General features: G+C 66.0%; 16 protein-coding genes. 8 read left to right on the top strand and 8 right to left on the bottom strand.

Annotation, left to right across the window (positions count from 1 at the left end; all coding sequences use genetic code 11):
- Window positions 1-115: 115 nt before the first annotated feature.
- The gene (locus VDP74_RS13385; RefSeq protein WP_323000141.1) at window positions 116-1,504 is read right to left on the bottom strand and encodes an NCS2 family permease; all 1,389 of its coding nucleotides are present in this window, start codon (window positions 1,502-1,504) and stop codon (window positions 116-118) included.
- A 162-nt stretch (window positions 1,505-1,666) separates the two neighbouring features.
- A complete protein-coding gene (locus VDP74_RS13380) occupies window positions 1,667-2,611 on the bottom strand; it encodes a LysR family transcriptional regulator (protein WP_323000140.1) in 945 nt (314 codons plus the stop codon).
- 143 nt (window positions 2,612-2,754) lie between these two features.
- Here VDP74_RS13380 and xdhA point away from each other — a divergent pair, with 143 nt between their 5' ends.
- The 6 genes from xdhA (at window position 2,755) to VDP74_RS13350 (ending at window position 11,322) form a co-directional block, all read left to right on the top strand.
- Entirely contained in the window at window positions 2,755-4,239 is a 1,485-nt protein-coding gene (xdhA, locus tag VDP74_RS13375; RefSeq protein WP_323000139.1) for a xanthine dehydrogenase small subunit, read from the top strand.
- 16 nt (window positions 4,240-4,255) lie between these two features.
- Window positions 4,256-6,631: a xanthine dehydrogenase molybdopterin binding subunit gene (xdhB, locus tag VDP74_RS13370; RefSeq protein WP_416232993.1), complete on the top strand. Its 2,376-nt coding sequence runs from the start codon at window positions 4,256-4,258 to the stop codon at window positions 6,629-6,631.
- A gap of 10 nt (window positions 6,632-6,641) precedes the next feature.
- Window positions 6,642-7,679: a xanthine dehydrogenase accessory protein XdhC gene (xdhC, locus tag VDP74_RS13365; RefSeq protein ID WP_323000137.1), complete on the top strand. Its 1,038-nt coding sequence runs from the start codon at window positions 6,642-6,644 to the stop codon at window positions 7,677-7,679.
- Between the two features lie 57 nt (window positions 7,680-7,736).
- Window positions 7,737-9,062: a guanine deaminase gene (guaD, locus tag VDP74_RS13360; protein WP_323000136.1), complete on the top strand. Its 1,326-nt coding sequence runs from the start codon at window positions 7,737-7,739 to the stop codon at window positions 9,060-9,062.
- Between the two features lie 124 nt (window positions 9,063-9,186).
- The gene (locus tag VDP74_RS13355; RefSeq protein ID WP_323000135.1) at window positions 9,187-10,671 is read left to right on the top strand and encodes an AMP nucleosidase; all 1,485 of its coding nucleotides are present in this window, start codon (window positions 9,187-9,189) and stop codon (window positions 10,669-10,671) included.
- A 102-nt stretch (window positions 10,672-10,773) separates the two neighbouring features.
- Window positions 10,774-11,322 carry a YaeQ family protein gene (locus tag VDP74_RS13350; RefSeq protein WP_323000134.1) on the top strand — a complete coding sequence of 183 codons (549 nt, stop codon included), beginning with the start codon at window positions 10,774-10,776 and terminating at the stop codon, window positions 11,320-11,322.
- 21 nt (window positions 11,323-11,343) lie between these two features.
- Here the strand turns inward: VDP74_RS13350 and VDP74_RS13345 are convergent, their stop codons facing one another.
- The 5 genes from VDP74_RS13345 to VDP74_RS13325 form a co-directional block, all read right to left on the bottom strand.
- Entirely contained in the window at window positions 11,344-12,207 is an 864-nt protein-coding gene (locus VDP74_RS13345) for an aldo/keto reductase (RefSeq protein WP_323000133.1), read from the bottom strand.
- Window positions 12,208-12,289: 82 nt separating this feature from the next.
- Window positions 12,290-13,042, bottom strand: coding sequence for a TSUP family transporter (locus VDP74_RS13340; protein ID WP_323000132.1), 753 nt, complete (start codon window positions 13,040-13,042; stop codon window positions 12,290-12,292).
- Window positions 13,043-13,158: 116 nt separating this feature from the next.
- Window positions 13,159-14,184 (bottom strand): DctP family TRAP transporter solute-binding subunit, encoded by a 1,026-nt coding sequence (locus tag VDP74_RS13335; protein ID WP_323000131.1) that lies wholly within the window; start codon window positions 14,182-14,184, stop codon window positions 13,159-13,161.
- Between the two features lie 52 nt (window positions 14,185-14,236).
- Window positions 14,237-15,535 (bottom strand): TRAP transporter large permease, encoded by a 1,299-nt coding sequence (locus VDP74_RS13330; protein WP_323000130.1) that lies wholly within the window; start codon window positions 15,533-15,535, stop codon window positions 14,237-14,239.
- The gene (locus VDP74_RS13325; protein ID WP_323000129.1) at window positions 15,532-16,062 is read right to left on the bottom strand and encodes a TRAP transporter small permease; all 531 of its coding nucleotides are present in this window, start codon (window positions 16,060-16,062) and stop codon (window positions 15,532-15,534) included. Before VDP74_RS13325 ends, VDP74_RS13330 begins: the two co-directional genes overlap by 4 nt.
- A 276-nt stretch (window positions 16,063-16,338) precedes the next feature.
- On the opposite strand from VDP74_RS13325, the gene ilvB reads away from it, so the two are divergent.
- Window positions 16,339-18,117, top strand: coding sequence for a biosynthetic-type acetolactate synthase large subunit (gene ilvB / locus VDP74_RS13320; RefSeq protein WP_416232992.1), 1,779 nt, complete (start codon window positions 16,339-16,341; stop codon window positions 18,115-18,117).
- 39 nt (window positions 18,118-18,156) lie between these two features.
- Here the strand turns inward: ilvB and VDP74_RS13315 are convergent, their stop codons facing one another.
- Window positions 18,157-19,614, bottom strand: coding sequence for an aldehyde dehydrogenase family protein (locus VDP74_RS13315; RefSeq protein WP_323000128.1), 1,458 nt, complete (start codon window positions 19,612-19,614; stop codon window positions 18,157-18,159).
- 186 nt (window positions 19,615-19,800) lie between these two features.
- On the opposite strand from VDP74_RS13315, the gene VDP74_RS13310 reads away from it, so the two are divergent.
- Complete coding sequence (locus tag VDP74_RS13310; RefSeq protein ID WP_323000127.1) at window positions 19,801-20,781, top strand: TRAP transporter substrate-binding protein; 981 nt, start codon at window positions 19,801-19,803, stop codon at window positions 20,779-20,781.
- Window position 20,782 lies beyond the last annotated feature (1 nt).

Genomic DNA, 20,782 nt, shown 5'->3' with positions numbered 1-20,782 from the left:
TATCAGCTGTGGCATGCGCGCAATCATCATGCGCCCTCCCATCAGTGGTTGAGGCATTTGCTGGGGGATTGCGGCCGGGCGCTGCTGGCCCGGCCGTGACCGCCACGGTCCGGCTTCAGATGGCCCAGCCGCCCAGGTAGAACACCGCCAGCGCTACCGCGATGGTCAGGGTGCCGACGTTCAGCTTGCGCCATTCGCCGGCGAACACGCGGCCGATGACCAGGGTGCTGAACCCCAGCATGATGCCGGTGACGATGTTGCAGGTCAGCACGATGAAGACGGCGCAGACCATGCCGGCCATCGTGTCCACGGTGTCGTCCAGATGCAGCTTGCGCACGCCGCCCAGCATCAGCAGGCCGACGTACATCAGGGCGGGTGCGGTGGCGTAGGCCGGTACCAGGGCGGCCAGCGGCGACAGGAAGATCAGCGCCAGGAAGCCCAGGCCGACGATGGTGGCGGTCAGCCCGGTCTTGCCGCCGGCGGCCGTCCCGGCAGCGGATTCGATGTAGGCGGCGGCAGGCGCCCCGCCCAGCCCGGCGGACACGATGGAACTGACGGAATCGGCCGTCAGGGCACGGCCGCCGTTGATGATCTGGCCGTTCTCATCCAGCTGGCCGGCCTGTCCGGCGACGGCCCGGATGGTGCCGGTGGCGTCGAACACCGCCGTCATGACCAGGGCCAGCACGCTGGGGATGACCACGGCGCTCAGCGCGCCGCCCACGTCCATGGTGCCGATCAGCGAATGCTCGCCGCCAAAGGACGGCAGGGCGAACAGGCCTTTGTAGGTGACGGCGGGATCCCAGATCAGACCGACGGCCGACAGGGCCAGGATGACCAGCAGGATCCCGCCAGGAACGCGGCGCCGTTCCAGGCCGAAAATGGCGGCCAGCCCCACGACGGACAGCAGCGCGGGCATGGCGTTCAGGGCGCCCAGCGATACGGGCAGGCCCGGGCCGGGGTTCTTCACGACCAGGCCGACTTCGTTGGCAGCGATCAGCAGCAGGAACAGGCCGATGCCGATCCCCGTGCCGTGCGCGATGCCCGCCGGCAGATTGCGCAGGATCCAGGTGCGCACGCCGGTCACGGAAATGGCGGTGAAGATCAGGCCCATCAGGAAGATGGCGCCCAGGGCGACGGCGGGCGACAGGCCCTGGCCCAGCACCAGATCGAACGCGGTGAAGGCCGTCAGGGAAATCGCACAGCCCACCGCGATGGGCAGGTTTGCCCACAGCCCCATCAGCAGCGACCCGAAGGCGCTGGTCAGGCAGACCGCGATGAAGACGGACGAGGTGTCGAAGCCTGCCTTGCCCAGCATGGCCGGGACGACGAAGACCGAATAGACCATGGCCAGGAAGGTCGTCAGGCCGGCCAGGGTTTCCTGGCGCGCGCTGGTGCCGCGCGCCGTGAGCTGGAAGCGTTGCTCCAGCCAGGTGTTGGGGGTGATGCTGTGCGGTGTGGCGGAGGTCTCGAACCCCGCAGGCAAAACGGTTTCCTGCTCGCTCATGAGCCTTGTCTCCTGGTGATCGACCGGCTCGTGGGCCGGCTTTGTGTGAAGGGCGCGCAACTGCAATCGCAGTCGGCCCGATTTATTCTAGGGACAAGGTTTTGCGCTGTGCGCTGGCAGCGCTGATGACGATTATCAAGCTGAGCTGATGTCGAGATGGGATCAGGAGGCCTTCGCCCCCATGCTGGCCTGCAGCATGGATGCCACTCGGACGATGCACTGACGCAGCCAGATGACCTCGGCCGCGCCGTGGCAGCGGCGGTGCCACAGCAGGTAGAAGCGCATGGCGGGGAAGGGGAAGGGCGAGGGCAGGATGGTGATGGGCAGGTAGCGCGCATAGTGCTGGGCGAACTGCCGTCCGGTGGTGAAGATCAGGTCGGTGCGCAGCAGCATGCCGGCAACCTGGCCGAAATAGGGGATGGTCATCTGGATGTTGCGCCGCAGGCCCTGGGCGGCCAGGTAGCCGTCGATGAAGCTTTGCCGTTCGGACACGTAGGGAAAGGGCGCCAGGTGGGGCAGTTCCAGGTATTGCTTCAGGCTGAGTGCGCGGTGCGCGGTTGGGTTCTGGCTGCCCACCATGCAGACGACCTCGTCGTCGAACAGGCGCGCCATGTGCATCTGGGGCGGGGGTTCCAGCCAGTTGCCGATCACCACGTCCAGGCCCCCGTCTTCCAGGCCGCTGGCATAGTCGTAATCCGAATTGATCGGGTGTACGATGAATTTTGCATGTGGTGCTTCGCGACGCAGGATTTCGGCGATGTTCGGCAGGAACATCGCGTCCAGGTAGTCGGGGGCGCCCAGGTGGAATTCGCGCGTCGAATGCGCGGGGTCGAAGGCCCCGGGCGGCTGGGTGATGCGCTCGATGGCGGACAGGGCCTCGTTGGCGTGGGCCAGCAGTTCCTGGCCGCGTTCGGTGGCGACCATGCCGGTCTTGCTGCGCACCAGGATCGGGTCGCCGGTGATCTCGCGCAGCCGCCGCAGCGAATTGCTGATCGCGGGCTGCGACAGGCCCAGCTTGATCGCGGCGCGCGATACGCTTTGTTCGGTCAGCAGGATCTGCAGAATGCGCAGCAGGTGGGAGTCCATGGAATCGCGGGTTTTGCTCATGCGGCCCATTATTCACGGCGCGAGCGTCGGCGTCCATGATCAGTGACCCTGATACCCGCCATCATCGTTCACGAATGCCGGTGCTGGCGGCTTGATGCTATCTTGGACCACAACACCCGGCTCGAACATAAAAAGGTATCACGATGGAGACAACTGCCATTCGCTTCCAGTACCGTGGACAGGTCCACGAAGTCACGGATCAGCCCACCACCCGTACCGTGCTGCAGTACCTGCGCGAGGACCTCGGCTGCATGGGCACCAAGGAAGGCTGCGCCGAAGGCGACTGCGGCGCCTGTACGGTGATGGTGGCCGAACCCGACGGCCAGGGCGGCGTGACGATGCGGGCCGTCAATTCCTGCATCCAGTTCCTGCCTACGCTCGACGGCAAGGCCCTGTATACGGTCGAGGACCTGCGCCAGCCCGATGGATCGCTGCATCCGGTGCAGCAGGCCATGGTGGACTGCCACGGGTCCCAGTGCGGTTTCTGCACGCCCGGCTTCGTGATGTCGTTGTGGGGCATGTACCTGGCCCATGGTCCGCAGGATCCGGCTCCCACCCGTTCCCAGATCGACGATGCCCTGTCGGGCAATCTGTGCCGGTGCACGGGCTACCAGCCCATCATCCGGGCGGCGGACGAGATGTATCAGCTCCCGGCGGTCGAATTCGACCGCGCCGCGCTGGCGAAGGCCCTGGCGGCCTTGCAGCGAGATGACGTGTTTACCTACACGCACGGTGACCATACTTTCCATGCACCCCGTACTCTGGCCCAGCTGGCCCGGTTGCGCCTGGAATATCCCGATGCCCGCATTCTGGCCGGCAGCACCGACGTCGGCCTGTGGGTCACGAAACAGCACCGCGACCTGCCACACCTGATCTACATCGGACAGGTCGGCGAACTGCGCGACATTCATGCCGAAGGCGACGACCTGGTCATCGGCGCCGGGGCCTTGCTGAATGACGCCTACGACGCCCTGGTGGCGCACATTCCGGAACTGGCCGAAATGCGCCAGCGCTTTGCGTCCTTTCCGATCCGCAACGCCGGCACCCTGGGCGGCAATGTGGCCAATGGTTCGCCCATCGGCGATTCCATGCCGGCGCTGATCGCGCTGGGCGCCAGCATCATCCTGCGCCGAGGCGACCGGGTGCGGGAAATGCCATTGGAAGACTTCTATCTGGCCTACCAGAAGAACGCGGCCGAACCGGGCGAATTCGTGCAGGGCCTACGTGTGCCGGTGCAGGTGGCTGGCCGCCAGTTCCGCGCCTACAAATTGTCCAAGCGCTTCGATCAGGACATTTCCGCCGTCTGTGCCGCGTTTGCCGTGGTGCTGGATGCCGCAGGCGCCGTGCGCGAACTGCGGACCGGTTTTGGCGGGGTGGCCGCGACCCCCAGCCGCGCCCGGACGGTCGAATCCGCCGTGCGGGGCCAGGCCTGGGACGAAGCCCACGTGCGCGCCGCCATGCAGGCGGTTGCGCAGGACTTCAAACCCCTGACCGACATGCGCGCCAGCAGCGACTACCGTCTGCTGGCCTCGCAGAATCTGCTGTATCGCTTTTACCTGGAAACCGCCCCTGGGGCGCCGTTGGCGACGCATCAGGTGAATACGGCCAATCTGGCCGAACTTGCTTGAGGAGCCCGATATGAACATGCGAGTCAACATTCCGGTCGAACTGGACCGGCTGGCGATCGGCAACGACAGCATCCCGCGCCCTGTGGTGGGCGAACCGGCGGCCGGCGCGGCCAGCCCTCATGAATCGGCTGCGCTGCACGTCAGCGGCGAGGCCGTCTACACCGACGATATCCCCGAGCTGCGCAATACCGTGTATGCGGCGCTGGGCCTGTCCGACAAGCCCCATGCCCGCATTACCTCCATGGACCTGGATGCCGTGCGCCGTGCGCCGGGCGTGCTGGCCGTGCTGACGGCCCGGGACATCCCGGGTGTGAACGACTGCGGCCCGGTCGTGGCCGATGATCCCATCCTGGCGGATGGCGTCGTGCAGTACGTGGGGCAGCCGATGTTCGCGGTGGTGGCGAGCACGGTGGACCAGGCCCGCCGCGCGGCCCGCCTGGGGAAAATCACCTACGAAGAACTGCCGTTCCTGCTGACGCCCAAACAGGCGAAGGCTGCAGGCGCCGGCACGACCGACGAACTGCGCCTGATCAAGGGCGATGTGCAAAAGGCGCTGGACGGCGCCCCGGTGCGCCTGACGGGCGAGTTTTCCTGCGGCGGCCAGGAACAGTTCTACCTGGAAGGCCAGATCGCCTATGCCATCCCGCGCGAAAAGGACGGCATGCAGGTGCTGTGTTCTACCCAGCACCCGACCGAAATGCAGCATGCCGTGTCGCATGCACTGGGCTGGCAGCGCCACCAGGTCGAGGTCGAATGCCGGCGCCTGGGCGGCGGGTTCGGAGGCAAGGAATCGCAATCCGCGCTTTTTGCCTGCGTGGCCTCGGTGTGCGCGGCCAAGCTGCAGCGGCCGGTCAAATTGAGGGCCGACCGCGACGACGACATGATGATCACCGGCAAGCGCCACGGTTTCCTGTTTGAATATGACGTCGGCTTCGACAACGAAGGCCTTATCCTGGGCGTGCGCCTGGACATGACATTGCATTCCGGCTATTCGGCCGATCTGTCCGAGGCCGTCGCCAGCCGCGCCCTGGCCCACTTCGACAATGCCTATTACATTCCGGCCGCCGACATCCACACGATGTGCGGCAAGCAGAACACCCAGTCGGCCACGGCATTTCGCGGTTTCGGCGCCCCCCAGGGAGCCCTGGTCACGGAAGTCCTGATCGATCGCGTGGCCCGCCAGCTGGGCAAGGATCCGCTGGACGTGCGCTACCTGAACCTGTACGGCACCGAGACGCGCAACACCACTCCCTATGGCGAGGTCGTCGAGGGCAATCTGCTGCATCCCATCATCAGTGAATTGGAAGCCTCGTCCGATTACCGCGCCCGCCGTCAGGCGGTGCGGGAATTCAACGCGCACAGCCCGATCCTGAAAAAGGGCCTGGCCCTGACTCCCGTGAAGTTCGGCATTTCCTTCAACGTGCCGGCCTTCAACCAGGCGGGCGCCCTGGTGCACATCTATCGCGATGGTTCGGTGCTGCTGAACCATGGCGGCATCGAGATGGGCCAGGGGCTGAACACCAAGGTCGCGCAGATCGTCGCCAATACCCTGGGCCTGGATCTGGAATGCGTGCGTGTCACGGCAACGGATACCTACAAGGTCATCAACACGTCCGCCACGGCGGCCTCCACGGGGTCCGACCTGAACGGCAAGGCCGCCGAGGACGCCGCGCTGACGTTGCGCGCGCGGCTGGCGGATTTCGCTGCGCGCAAATACGGCGGCAAGGCCGAAGACGTGACCTTCGCCTGGCGGCAGGTCAGTGTCAATGGCAAGACCCTGCCGTTCGCGCAGCTGGTCGAGGAAGCCTACTGGGACCGCGTGCAGCTCTGGTCCGACGGTTTCTACAAGACACCTGGCATCAGCTGGGACAAGGCCACCAGCCGGGGCAATCCGTTCTACTACTATGCCTTCGGCGCGGCGGTGTCCGAGGTCGTCGTCGACACCTTGACCGGCGAATGGAAACTGTTGCGGGCCGACATCCTGCACGATGTGGGGGCGTCCATCAATCCGGCCATCGACATCGGTCAGATCGAGGGCGGCTACATCCAGGGCATGGGCTGGTTGACGACCGAGGAACTGGTCTGGCGCGACGACGGCCGCCTGACCACGCATGCGCCGTCCACCTACAAGATCCCGGCGATCAGCGATTGTCCGCGTGATTTTCGCGTGCGGCTGTTCAAGGCCCGCAACCACCAGGACTCCATCCACCACTCCAAGGCCGTGGGCGAGCCGCCGCTGGTGCATGGCGTCAGCGTCTTCAACGCCATCGTCGATGCGCTGGCCGCGCTGGGCGACGGGCATGAATCCCCCGACCTGTGTGCTCCCGCCACGCCCGAGGCCATCCTGACGGCGGCGGAAGGCCTGCGGCACCGTCATGCCGCGATGGCCTGAGGGGCCCGGGATGTCTGCCTGGATCGATCAGGCCCTCTGGTGCCTGGACCGCCAGCAGCCAGCGGTGCTGATCAGCGTCGCGTCCGTGCGCGGGTCGGCGCCCCGCGAAGCGGGTGCCAAGATGCTGGTGTCGGCGGGCCATCAGTGGCTGACGATCGGCGGGGGCCAGCTGGAGTGGCAGGCCATGCGCCTGGCACGCGAACACCTGAACGACATGAATCACCCGGATCGCTGGGTGCGTGACATCCCGCTGGCGGCGGCTGCCGGCCAGTGCTGCGGTGGATTGGTCACGCTGCTGTTCGAGCGCCTGCGGGACGCGGATCGCGCCTGGTTGCAGGACGCCGTCGATCGCCTGCGGCGACAGGAATCGTTCGAGCGCGAGGTCGGCGTGGGCGGGCCCGGCGTGGCCCCCTGGGTTCGCCTGCAGGAACCGACGGCCGCGTCGCATCCGGCCAACCGCTTTCAGGCGGCCCGCCTGCTCAATCCGTCCGATGCCCGGGGCTGCCCCGTCCTGACGGAACCCCTGAGTCCCGATTTCCTGCAGGTGCTGGTGTTCGGGGCAGGGCACGTGGGCCATGCACTGGTCAATATCCTGGGCACTTTGCCCTGCCGCGTCACCTGGGTCGATGCGCGCGACGATCTGTTTCCGGATGCCATCGCCCCGAACGTCACCATCGAGGCCACCGATACGCCAGAAGCCGTCATCGATCAGGCGTTGCCGGGCAGCTGCTATCTGGTCATGACGCATGATCATGCGCTGGACCAGCATCTGTGCGAACAGATCATGAAGCGTGACGATGCCGCGTATTTCGGCCTGATCGGCTCGGCCACCAAATGGCATAAATTCCAGCAGCGCTTTGCGGCGCGCGGCATTCCGCCCGAACGTTATGCGCGCATCACCTGTCCGATCGGCGAGCCGGGGATCGAGGGCAAGCAGCCCGCCGTGATCGCCGTGTCCGTGGCGGCGCAACTGATGCGGCTGCGTACGCAATTGGCGCACCGCGCCGCCCAGCCAGCCGATCCGACGACACTCGCGCTAACGCACTGATCCGAATAGAGCAGCCGGCCTCTGGCCTGCGCCAACAATATCCTCTGGAGACTCCTCATGACCTCGACGTCAAACGCCCAAGCCGTGCCTGATGTGCAGGCCTACCGGGCGCAGCTGCTGTATTTTCGTGACACGCCCAAGGCCGAGGACGAAGCCTGCGAATGGATCCGGGACGGCCTGCTGGTGGTGCGCGATGGCGTGATCGAACAGTGCGGCGACCATGACGAACTGGTGCGCGACCTGCCGGCAGGCATCGCCGTGCACGACTGGCGTGGCCGTCTGATCACGCCGGGTTTCATCGATACGCACATCCACTATCCGCAGACCGACATGATCGCCTCGCCGGCGCCGGGGCTGCTGCCCTGGCTGGAAACCTATACGTTTCCGACCGAACGGCGATTCGAGAACCCGGACTACGCGCAGGAAGTGGCCAAGTTCTTCCTGGACGAGCTGCTGCGCTGCGGCACCACCACCGCGCTGGTGTATTGCACGGTGCATCCGGGCTCGGCCCAAGCCTTCTTCGAGGAAAGCCACGCGCGCAATCTGCGCATGGTGGCCGGCAAGGTCATGATGGACCGCAACTGCCCGGAATACCTGCGTGACACGGCGGAATCGGGCGCGCGCGACAGCGAGATGCTGCTGCAGCGCTGGCACGGGACGGGCCGCCAGATGTATGCCCTGACGCCGCGCTTCGCCCCCACGTCCACCCCCGAACAGCTGGGCCGTTGCCGGGAACTGGCGCAGCGCTACCCGGATGTCTTCATCCAGTCGCACGTGTCGGAAAACCGGGACGAGGTGAAGTGGGTGATGTCCCTGTTCCCCGGCCATCGCAGCTACCTGGACATCTATGACGACTACGGCCTGCTGCGCCCTCGGGCCGTGTACGGGCACTGCGTCTGGCTGGACGACGACGACCGCCGCCGCATGCGCGATGCCGGAGCGGTGGCAGCGCACTGCCCCACGTCCAATCAGTTCCTGGGCAGCGGTTTGTTCGATTTCGCCGCCGCCAAGGACTTCGGCATGCCCGTGACGCTGGCCACGGACGTGGGCGGAGGGTCGTCGTTTTCCATGCTGCAGACCATGAACGAGGCGCACAAGGTCGCCCGCCTGTCAGGCCACCACCTGACGGCGCGGCGCATGTTCTGGCAGGCCACCCAGGGTGCTGCCAGGCACCTGGGCCTGACCGGGCAGATCGGCACGCTGGAAGCCGGCGCCGAAGCCGATTTCATCGTCCTGGACCCCCAGGCCACGCCGCTGCTGGAACGCCGCACGGCGCGCGCCGAATCGTTGGAAGAGCTGCTGTTCGCCCTGGCCATGCTGGGGGATGATCGGGCGATTGCCGCCACCTATGCGGCGGGCAGGGAAGTACACCGGCGGCAGTGAGCCCTCGCGACGCGGCCGGCACGCTGGTGCTGGCTGGGCGCGGGGCGGTCGGCAGGTGCCCTCCGCGCACGGACTCCTCCATGTGTCACAAAGACCTGCCATAATCAGGCGCATGGAAAAGTTCATGGATACCCCCCGTCCGACGCGACTGCCGCCGCTGGTGCCGTTTGCCAGCTATGACGATGCCGATGCCGCCGTCGATCAGCTGATCCAGCTGTATCAGCGCAATACCGCGTTCATCCGCGATGCGTTCCGGGAATATGGCGCCGGCACGCTGGAAGTCGGCCAGCGCGTGCGGGCCTGCTATCCGGCCATCCGCATTCGCATCAACACCTACCCGGACGTAGACAGCCGGCTGTCCTACGGCCATCTGGTCGAGCCCGGCGTCTACATGACCACGGTGACGCGTCCGGCGCTGTTCCGTGACTACCTGCGCGAACAGGTGCGGTTGCTGCTGCGCAATCACCATGTGCCGGTGGAAATCGGCGAATCCGACCTGCCGATTCCCCTGCATTTCGCCTTCCCGGAAGGTGAATACGCCCAGGGGGAATATTCCGAAGTCCCAGGCCATGCCTTGCGCGATCATTTCGACGTGCCCGATCTGGCGGTCACGGACGACGCCATCGTCAACGGCACCTGGCGCGGTCGATCCAACCAGCCCCGTCCTCTGGCGCCTTTCTCGGGCCCGCGCATCGACTACTCGCTGCAGCGCTTGCAGCACTACACCGCCACATCGCCCACGCACTTCCAGGACTTCGTGCTGTTCACGAACTATCAGTTCTACGTGGACGAATTCGTGAAATGGGCGCGGGCCTCGCTGGCGGCCGGCACGGGCGGCTATACCGCGCTGGTGGAACCCGGCAATCACATCGTCACGCAGGAAACCGCCGCCCAGGAAGCCCCGGCGCTGGCCTTTACGCCGCAGATGCCCACCTACCACCTGAAGCGCGAAGGCCACACCGGCATCACGCTGATCAACATCGGGGTGGGGCCGTCCAATGCCAAGACCATCACCGATCACGTGGCGGTGCTGCGGCCGTCGGCCTGGCTGATGCTGGGCCATTGCGCCGGGCTGCGCACCACCCAGCGCCTGGGCGATTACGTGCTGGCCCATGGCTATGTGCGCCAGGACCACGTGCTGGACGATGACCTGCCCCTGTGGGTGCCCGTGCCGCCGTTGGCCGAGGTCCAGGTGGCCCTGGAAGATGCCGTGGCCGAAGTCGCCGGCCTGTCGGGTTGGGAACTGAAGAAGATCATGCGCACCGGCACGGTCGCCACCATCGACAACCGCAACTGGGAATTGCGCGACCAGCAGGAACCCGTGCAGCGCCTGTCGCAGTCGCGGGCCATCGCCCTGGACATGGAATCGGCCACCATCGCCGCCAATGGATTTCGCTTTCGGGTGCCCTATGGCACGTTGTTGTGCGTGTCCGACAAGCCCCTGCACGGCGAACTGAAGCTGCCGGGCATGGCCAGTGCGTTCTACCGCACCCAGGTCAATCAGCACCTGCACATCGGTATCCGCGCGCTGGAACACCTGCGCGAGATGCCCAGCGAACGCCTGCATTCGCGTAAACTGCGCAGCTTCATCGAAACCGCATTCAAATAGTGCCCCCCACGCTGCGTAAGCTTCGCTTGCTTGCTGCCCCCCACGGGGGCGCTTTTTGCCTTGGGGCGGCCCGGCGGCAAAAGACCTTTTTCTGGAACCATCATGGCCCTGCGCGCCACCATCTATAAAGCCGAAATCAACGTCGCCGACAACGATCGGGGCTATTACGGCAGCCATGCCGTCACCGTGGCGCGGCATCCGTCCGAGACCGATGAACGCCTGATGGTGCGCCTGCTGGCCTACGCCCTGTGGGTGCAGGCTGACGAGCGGCTGGTGTTCACGCGGGGGCTGAGCGACACCGACGAGCCCGATCTGTGGAACCTGGACCTGACCGGCGCCGTGCTGCAGTGGGTGGAAATCGGCTTGCCCGACGACCGCCGCCTGCTGAAGGCCTGCGGCCGCTCGGAACAGGTCATCGTGCTGGCCTATGGACGCGGCGTGGATGTCTGGTGGGCCGGGGTGCGTGACAAGACTGCCCGCGCAGGCAATCTGCAGGTCTACGCCCTGGATGCAGAGGCCACGAAAGCCCTGGCCGGATTGGCCGAGCGCAACATGGCCCTGAGCGTCAACATCACCGACCGCAGCGCCTGGGTGTCCTGCGAACGCGGCGACGTCAGCCTGGACCTGCGCGCCCTGCGCGACATGGCGTAATCGGGGGTCGACCCGCCGTCATCAGGCGGCTACCGTATCCAGCGCCTCGAATTCCTGGTCGCTCAGGGTGACCTGGGCCCCGGCCACGTTCTGGGCCAGGTGATCAGGATTGCTGGTGCCGGGAATCGGCAACATCACCGGGGATCGTTTCAGCAGCCAGGCCAGGGCGATGGCGCTGGTAGTGACGTCGTGGTTGCGGGCGATTTCGGCCAGCCTGGATCCGGGCTGCGCCAGTTTGCCGGCGTTCAGCGGGTACCAGGGAATGAAACCGATGTTGTGTTCGGTGCAGTAGTCCAGCACGGCCTCGCTTTTGCGTTCGCCCAGGTTGTACTGGTTCTGGACGGTGGCGACCGGAAAATACTGCTGGGCTTCCTCGATGTCGGCCGGGTGGACTTCGCTCAGGCCCACGTGGCGGATCAGTCCTTCCCGGCGCATGTCGGCGATCACCTGCAGTTGTGCCTGGCGCGGTGTGCCGTGGTCCAGGCGGTGCAGTTGCCACAGATCGATGCGTTCCACCCCCAGCCGGCGCAGGCTCATCAGCACGCACTGGCGCAGATAGCCGGGGTCGGCCAGCGGCACCCATTCGTCGGGGCCGTGGCGCAGCAGCCCGCCCTTGGTGGCGATCAAAAGGCCAGGGTAGGGGTGCAGGGCGTCGTGGATCAGGACTTCGCTGACGAACGGCCCGTAACTGTCGGCCGTATCGATGAAGTTCACGCCCAGTTCGGGCAGGCGTCGCAGGGTGGCCAGGGCGGCCGCCGGGTTGGCGGGCATCCCCCAGATGCCGGGGCCGGTGATGCGCATCGCCCCGTAGCCCAGCCGGTGGACGGGGATGTCGCCGCCAATCAGAAATGTGCCGGATGCTGCCGCATTGGGTGTCGTGGCCATGGGAACCGCCTGCTCAGGAAACTGTCGGATCTTCCATGATAGGACTAGGCTGGCGCGGATGCCAGGCAGTGGCGCCGGATCGCTACTGGTCCAGGATCATTTTCACCGACACAATGACCGCCATCGTCACCATCAGGATGCGGATCAGTTGGTGGCCGCGCGTGACCACCAGGCGGGCGCCGATCGTGCCGCCCACCCATTGGCCGGCCAGCATCGGCAGGCCGTAGGCCCAGACGATGTTGCCGTGCAGGGCGAAGAAGATCACCGCCGCCAGGTTGCTGCACAGGTTCAGCAGCTTGGCGTGCGCCGTGGCCTTGACCAGGTTCATGCCCAGCAGGGTCACGAGGGCAATCGCCAGAAAGGTACCCGTGCCCGGCCCGAAGAATCCGTCATAGAAGCCGATCAGCGGCGCCAGTGTGGCTGCATATAGCGCCATCGAGATGCGTTGTGTGCGGTCCTGGGCGCCGACCCGGGGTGACAGCAGGAAATACAGGGCGAATCCGATCAGCAGTACAGGGATGATTTGCTTCAGGATGCTGCTGTCGATCTGCGTCAGCGCAATGCCGCCCGCCAGCGATCCCAGGAAGGTTCCCAACATCATCCAGCGGCTGCGTTTCAGGTCGATCTGCCGCATGCGCAGGAAGTGCAGCGTCGCCGCCGTGGACCCGGCGATCCCGCCGATCTTGTTGGTGGCGATCGCGGCCCCTGGCGGCAGCCCCACGGCCAGCAGCGCCGGGATCGTGATCAGTCCGCCGCCGCCCGCAATGGCATCGATGGTGCCCGCGACCAGGGCGACGATGAACAGCAGGGCGACGACGTCAAAGGTGATTTCCATGGTGACCGGATGAAGACCCCGAGAGCGGGCGGTCACATCATACGCGTGTATTGGGGAGTTTTCTCAAGAACCCGGGCGGGCGGGGGCATACCCCCGCCCGCCCTCTCGGCAGAGAATCAACGTTTGGCGATATCCGCCTGCGCCTGCTTTACCAGATCGGAACCGATCTGTTTCGCCCACTTGTCGAACACCGGCTGTGTCGTCTTTGCGAACACCCCGATCTGTTCGGGCGTCAGCACCGTGACCTTCACCCCGTGGCCCTCGATTTCCTTCAGCAGGGAATCATCGGTGTTCGTCACGCCTTTGCGGGCGATCACGAGTTCCTTCTGGCCGGCTTCGATGGCGGCTTCGCGCACGATCTTCTGATCGGCTGGCGACCAGGATGCCCAGACGTCCTTGTTCACCACGAACACCAGCGGGTCGGCTACGTAATTCCACAGGCTGAGGAACTTCTGACCGACGTCGTAGAGTTTGGCGCCCGCATAGATCGACAGCGGATTTTCCTGCCCGTCCACCGCGCCGCTGGCCAGGGCCGGCTGCGCATCGGCCCAGCTCATTTGCGTCGGATTGGCGCCCAGTGCCGTGAACGTGTCGATGTACAGCGGCGAGCCCACCACGCGCAGCTTCATGCCCTTGATATCGTCCGGGGTCTTGACCTCGCGCACCGAATTGGACAGCTGGCGATAGCCGTTTTCACCCCAGGCCAGCGGCACCACGCCCTTTTTCGACAGGATGTCGAACAGCTGTTCGCCGACCTTGCCCTGCGTCAGCGCGTCGATGGCCGGGTAGTCGGGCATCAGGAAGGGCAGGGAAAAGATGTTCAGTTCCTTCACCTGCGGGGACCAGTTGATCGTCGACCCGATGGCCATGTCGATCACGCCCTGGCGGATGGCCGTGAATTCACGCGTCTGGTCGCCCTGCACCAACGACGTGCCTGGGTAGACCTTGATGTTGATGCGCCCGTTGGTGCGCTCGCGCACCAGGTCGGACCAGATCACGGCCCCCTGGCCCCAGGGGAAGTTGGTGCCCACCACGATGGACAGCTTGTATTCCGATTTGTAGTCGGCCGCCTGGGCCGGCAGCGTCGTGGCCAGGGCCGTGACGGCCAGGGCGGCAGCGCCGATCAGTCGTTTGAAATGCATGATGTAGTCTCCTCTCCTGAAAAATATGCGGTCCTCCCGGACCATTCGTCAATCAATACCCCAGATAATGCGGCAGCCACAGCGCGATCTGCGGAAACAGCACCACCAGAACCAGGGTGCAGAGCATGCCGCCGACCAGCCACAACACCCACGGTACCGTGCTTTCCATCGGAATCCGGGCGATCTTGCTGGATACCATCAGGTTGACCGCCACCGGCGGCGTGAACTGCCCCACGGCCACCATCAGCGTCAGCACTACCCCCAGCCAGACCAGATCCCATTGGAACGCCATGGCCACCGGCTGGATCAGCGGCACGAAGATCAGGAAGATCGAAATCCCGTCCAGGAACATGCCCGCCACGATGAGCAGCAGGATCAGCAGCGTCAGCACCCCGTATTGCCCCAGCCCCGAATGCACGATCGCGTTGGTGATCGGGTCGATGATCGACAGCGTGGACAGCGACCAGGCGAAGATCCCCGCCAGGGTCACGATCATCATGATGACGGCGGACAGCTCGCCGGCCTCGCGGAAGATCGGGAACAGGTCGCGCCAGCCCATGGTGCGGTGAATGAAGATGCCGATGAACAGGCCGTAGAACACCGCCACCACGGCGGCCTCCGTGGGCGTGAAATAGCCCATGCGCATGCCGCCCAGGATGATGACGGGGGCGGCCAGGCCAGGGATGGCCTCGAACAGGCTGCGCCAGAAGGGCGGACGCGGTTCCCGGCGGGCGGCGGCGCCCATGTTGTGGCGCCGGGCCAGCCAGACGGCGGGGATGATCAGCCCGATGCCGGCGAGGATGCCAGGCAGCATGCCGGCGGCAAACAGCGCCGGGACCGACGCCTGCGGCACCAGCACCGAGTACACGATCATGGCGATGGACGGCGGGATCAGGATGTCGGTGGCGGCGCCGGCCGCGACCACGCTGGCCGAATACGCGGGCGGGTAGCCGGCGCGGTTCATGGCGCCGATCATGATGGCCCCCACGGCGGCTGCGCAGGCCGGGCCGGATCCGGAAATCCCGCCCAGGAACATGGCGACGGTGATGGCCACGATGGCCAGCATGCCGGGGCCGTTGCCGGTGATGGACTGGGCCAGGCGCACCAGGCGGGCGGCGACGCCGGAGCGGTCGAAGATCGAGCCCACCAGCACGAACATGGGGATGGCCAGCAGGGGGTATTTGGCCAGGCCCGCGTAGAAGCTTTGCGCGACGGCCATCAGGCCGAACCAGTGGGTGTCCGGGTTGGCCAGCGCGATGGCCAGCGTGCCGGCGCCCCCCAGGGCCACGCCCACCGGCACCCCCACCACCATCAGGGCCACGAACAGCGCGAACAGCAGGGTGGCGATCATCGGGCGGCCCCCCAGGTGCGGCGCACCATCCCGGCCAGGCGCAGGGTGATGACGGCCGACAGGATCGGCAGCCACATGGAATACCACCAGGTCGGCACGCCGATGGCGGGTGAGGTGTCACCCCAGTTGAATTCATCCAGGGCCATGCGCCCCAGCATGACGGTCAGGCCGGCGAAAAACAGCAGGCAGATGCCGTCGGTGAGCAGGGCAAAGCGCCGCTGGCGGTCCGGCGAGCCGCCGTCGGCCAGCAGTTCGATGCGGATGTGCAGGCGGCGCACGAAGGCGGAAGAGCCCGCGCTCATGGTCAGCACCACCAGCAGGAAGATGGAGATTTCCTCGGTCCAGGCGAAAGACTCGTCGGTCAGGTAGCGCACGACGACGTTGGCCATCGTGATGCAGGCCAGCGTGCCCAGGCTGAGCACCGTGAGCCAGTCTTCGAAGCGCAGGGAAATGCGGGTGGGCGGATCGGCCGGCGGGGTGTCCGGAGCGGTGGCTGAAGACGGGTCGGGTACGGGATCGTCGGGCATGAAATCAAAGGGTGTGATGAAAGTCGAACAGGCCGCAGCGCGCAGTGGCGCCGCCTGGTTGTCTGGATCACAGAAACCCTTTGCATGCTACAGCGGAATGGCGGGTTTGCCAGTCCGGGACATCCCGTGGTGCCGGGTGCCGGGTGGGCATGGCCGAATTGGCCCTGCCGTGCAGGGCCTAGAGTGTACAGAACCCGGGCCGGGGGCGAAAAGGCCGGGTGCATGAAAAGGGATACACTCAAAGATCGTTCCGGATTCTTTCGTTCAGGCCCCCTTGTGAATGCCCCAAACCCCGCATCCCTGCACGCCCCCGCCCCAGCCACCCGATCCGCCGGCCGCAACGGCGCGGAAGTCCTGCTGGATACGCTGATTGCCCTGGGAGTGGATACCGTCTTCGGTTATCCCGGCGGCGCGGTGTTGCCTCTGTATGACGCGCTGTATGCCGAACCGCGCATCCGCCACGTGCTGGTGCGTCACGAACAGGCGGCCATGCATGCAGCCGAGGGCTATGCGCGATCCACGGGGCGTCCGGGCGTGGTTTTCGTGACGTCCGGCCCAGGCATGTCCAACACCACCACCGGCCTGCTGGACGCCCTGTGTGACTCCATTCCCGTGCTGTGCATCAGCGGCCAGGTGGCCACGGGCGCCATCGGCACCGACGCCTTCCAGGAATGCGATGCGGTCGGCATTTCGCGCCCGGTGACCAAATGGAACGCTCAGGTGCGCCGCATCGAAGACGTGGCCGATTTGGCAGCCAAGGCCTTGCGCCTGACGCAGTCGGGCCGGCCGGGGCCGGTGTTGCTGGACTTCCCCAAAGACCTGCAGATGGCCCTGGTGCCGCCGGACCATGCGGCGCCGGCAGCCGAACCTGACGCGGGCGTGGACACCCTGTCGCCTGCCACCGAGGCGGCCATCAAACGCGCTGCGGCCCTGATCGCCAAGGCCCGCCGGCCGGTGTTCTATGGCGGGGGCGGCCTGATCAATTCCGGCGTCGACGCCTGCCATGCCTTCCGGTCGCTGGTGCAGGAATCCGGCGCCCCCTGCACGCTGACCCTGATGGGGCTGGGCGCCTATCCGGCCGGCGATGCGCAGTTCCTGGGCATGCTGGGCATGCATGGCACGCTGCAGGCCAACCTGGCCATGCACCATGCCGATCTCATCATCTGCGTGGGCGCGCGCTTTGACGATCGCATCACCGGTCGCCTGTCGGACTTCTGCCCGCACGCCGACAAGATCCACCTGGACATTGATCCGGCCTCGATCAACAAGGTCGTGCGCGCCGACGTGGCGCTGGTGGGCGACTGTTACCCCCTGTTGCGCGCCCTGCACAAAGAATTGGGCCAATATCCGCTGGAATCCGGGCGCCTGGACGAATGGTGGCAGCGCATCGGCGTCTGGCAGGCCCGCGACTGCCTGCGGGTCGAGCCGTCCGACGACGTGATCCTGCCCCAGGACCTGATGCAGCGGGTCAACCGCCTGCTGCAGGGGCGGGATGCGGTCGTGTCCACCGACGTGGGCCAGCATCAGATGTGGGCGGCCCAGTACATCCAGCTGGATCGGCCGAACCGCTGGCTGACCTCGGGCGGCGCGGGCACCATGGGCTACGGCCTGCCGGCGGCCATCGGCGCGCAGATCGCCCACCCCGACAAGCCCGTGGTCTGCATCAGCGGCGATGCCTCGGTGTTGATGAACATCCAGGAACTTGCGACTGCCATGCAGCACCGGGCGCCGGTGAAGCTGGTCCTGTGCAACAACGGTCACATGGGCATGGTGCGCCAATGGCAGGAACTCATCCACGAGGGCCGCTACAGCCACAGCTACAACGCCTCGATTCCGGATTTCGTCGCCCTGGCCCAGGCCTTTGGCTGGGGTGCTGCCCGGGTGGATCATCCCCGCGACCTGGATGCCGCGCTGGCGGCCTGCATGGCATATGACGGGCCGTACTTCCTGGACGTGGCCGTCGTGCCGCTGCAGAACTGCTTTCCCATGATGCCGGCCGGCTATGGGCATCAGCAGGTCATGCTGTCCGAGGACACCTGGTACGTCGAGGAATGACGGTTGCTGCCCCGGCGGCCCCGGCTGGGGCGCCGAGGATCAGTCCGTGACGCCGTGGCGGATGGCGATGGTCTTCAGTGCGGTGAACCCCAGCAAGGCCTCGAACCCTTTTTCGCGGCCGTAACCGCTGGACTTGACCCCGCCGAAGGGCAGTTCCACCCCGCCGCCGGCGCCGTAGTTGTTGATGAACACCTGACCACAGCGCAGTTGCCGCGCCAGCCGCAGTTGGCGAGCGCCATCGCGCGTCCAGACCCCGGCGACCAGGCCGTAGGGTGTGTCGTTGGCCAGCGCCAGGGCTTCGGATTCGGTGCGAAAGGATTGCGCGACCAGGATCGGCCCGAAGATTTCTTCCTGCACCAGGGCGCTGTCGCTGGGAACGTCGCGAAACAGCACGGGCGCCTGGTAATAGCCCTGGGTTGGCGCGCCCGGCGCGACCTGGCCTCGCGCGGCCTCGTTCAGGCCCTCGGCCTGGGCGGTGGCCAGAATCTGGCGGACGCGTTCGAACTGTTTCTGATTCACCAGCGGCCCCAGGTCGGGGCTGATGGATGCCGGCCCTGCCCGCAGGCCGCGAAAGCGTTCCGCCAGTCGGGCCAGCACGGTTTCGTAGCAGCCTTCCTGAACCAGCAGGCGGCTGCCGGCGGAACAGGTCTGGCCGCTGTTCTGGATGATGGCGTTGACGATTACTGGCAGGGCATCGTCCAGGTCGGCATCATCGAAGACGATCTGTGGCGATTTGCCGCCCAGTTCCAGGACAGCGGGACAATGGTGGCGGGCGGCTGATTCCGCCACGCGCTGCCCGGTCGTGGTGGACCCGGTGAATGAAATATGGTGGATGCCCGGATGGGCGCTGAGCGCTGCGCCGGCTTCGTGTCCGTAGCCCGTCACGACGTTCAGCGCCCCAGCCGGGAAGCCGGTGCGCGCTGCCAGTTCCGCCAGGTACAGCGTGGACAGGCTGGCGTCCTCGGCGGGCTTGACCACGCAGGCGTTGCCCGCTGCCAGGGATGCCCCTACGCTGCGCCCGAAGATCTGCACCGGGTAGTTCCAGGGGATGATGTGCCCCGTCACGCCATGCGGTTCGCGCACGGTCATGACCGTGTAGCCCGTCTCGTAGGGCAGCGTGTCGCCGTGCAGCTTGTCGCAGGCCCCGGCGTAGAACTCGAAATAGCGGGCCAGGGCCAGCACGTCGTTGCGGGCCGTATGGAGTGTCTTGCCCGTGTCGCGGGCCTCGATCCCGGCCAGTTCGTCGGCGTGTTCCAGCACGGCGCGGCCCCAGTCGGCCAGCAACCGGCCCCGGTCGCGGGCGCAGGTGCGGGCCCAGGGGCCGTCCAGATGTTCGCCCATGGCGGCATGGGCGGCCTGCACGGCGCGGTCGACGTCGGCTGCTGTGCCCCGGGCGATCTGATCGTAGGCCAGCCCGTCCGACGGGTCGATGACGGGGATGGTCTGCCCGTTGGCAGCGGCGATGGGGGTATTGGCGATGAAGTGATGGGCGGGCATGAGAGCGTTCCGTGAACAGGCAGCAATCATCATAAGATAGCGCGCCGGCGTCCCGAAGGGCCAGGTACTGTGGATATCCCTATGCGTGTCCGCGTTGCGAGCGGGGATGGCTTCGTGTTAGAACTCCAAAGGGCCAGAACCCGGCGGCTGTCCGGGGGGGCGACAGAATCATCATTGGGAGACATCATGCATCACGGAAAGAAACTCGCAGGCTGGCTGGCGGCCGCTGCTTTGGCAGGATTGACGGCAGCGACGCCGGTCCTGGCCCAGACCACGCTGAAAATGGCCTACGCCCTGTCCGAGAATTCGCACTACGGGGCGGGTGCAGCGGCGTTTGCCAAGACCCTGGAAGCCAGCGCGCCGGGTTTCAAGATCCAGCAGTTTCCCAATAGCCAGCTGGGCGGCGAGCGCGAAGTGATCGAAGGTCTGCAGCTGGGCACCATCGATCTGGCCATCGTGTCCACGGGCGCCACGCTGAATTTCGTGCCGCAGACCGGGGTGTTCGACATTCCCTTCCTGTTTCGCGATCTGGCCCACGCCCGCAAGGTCCTGGACGGCAAGATCGGCCAGGACATGCTGGCGGAATTCCCGAAACGCGGCCTGATCGCCCTGGCCTGGGGCGAACAGGGCTTCCGTCACCTTACCAACAACGTGCGTCCGGTGAAAGAACCCGCCGACATCAAGGGCCTGAAGATCCGCACGACGGAAAACCCCATCCACATCGCCGCGTTCAAGGAACTGGGCGTGCTGGCCACCCCCATGGCCTGGCCCGAAGTCGCCACTGCCTTGCAGCAGGGCACCATCGACGGCCAGGAAAACCCGCTGTCGGTGATCGTGTCCGTGAAGATGTGGCAGCTGCAGAAATACCTGTCGCTGACCGCGCACGTGTACGGGCCGGCGCTGGTGCTGATGTCGCCGTCCGTCTATAACGGCCTGTCCGATGCCGACAAGGCCAAATTCAAGGAAGCCGGCGTAGCCAGCGCCCAGGCCATGCGCCAGTTCGTCGACAAGGTCGAAAAGGACGGCCTGGAAACCCTGAAGGCCAACGGCATGCAGATCAATACCGTGGACCACGCTGCCTTCGTCAAGGCAGTGCAGCCGGTCTACCCGCAGTACTACAAGCAGTTCGGCAAGGAACTGGTCGAGTCTATCCGTGATACGCAGTAAA

This window comes from Castellaniella sp. (assembly GCF_034674885.1).
GTDB lineage: Bacteria > Pseudomonadota > Gammaproteobacteria > Burkholderiales > Burkholderiaceae_B > Castellaniella.
The sequence above is the reverse complement of the archived record's forward strand: the minus strand, read 5'-3'. Positions and strand labels throughout refer to the sequence as shown.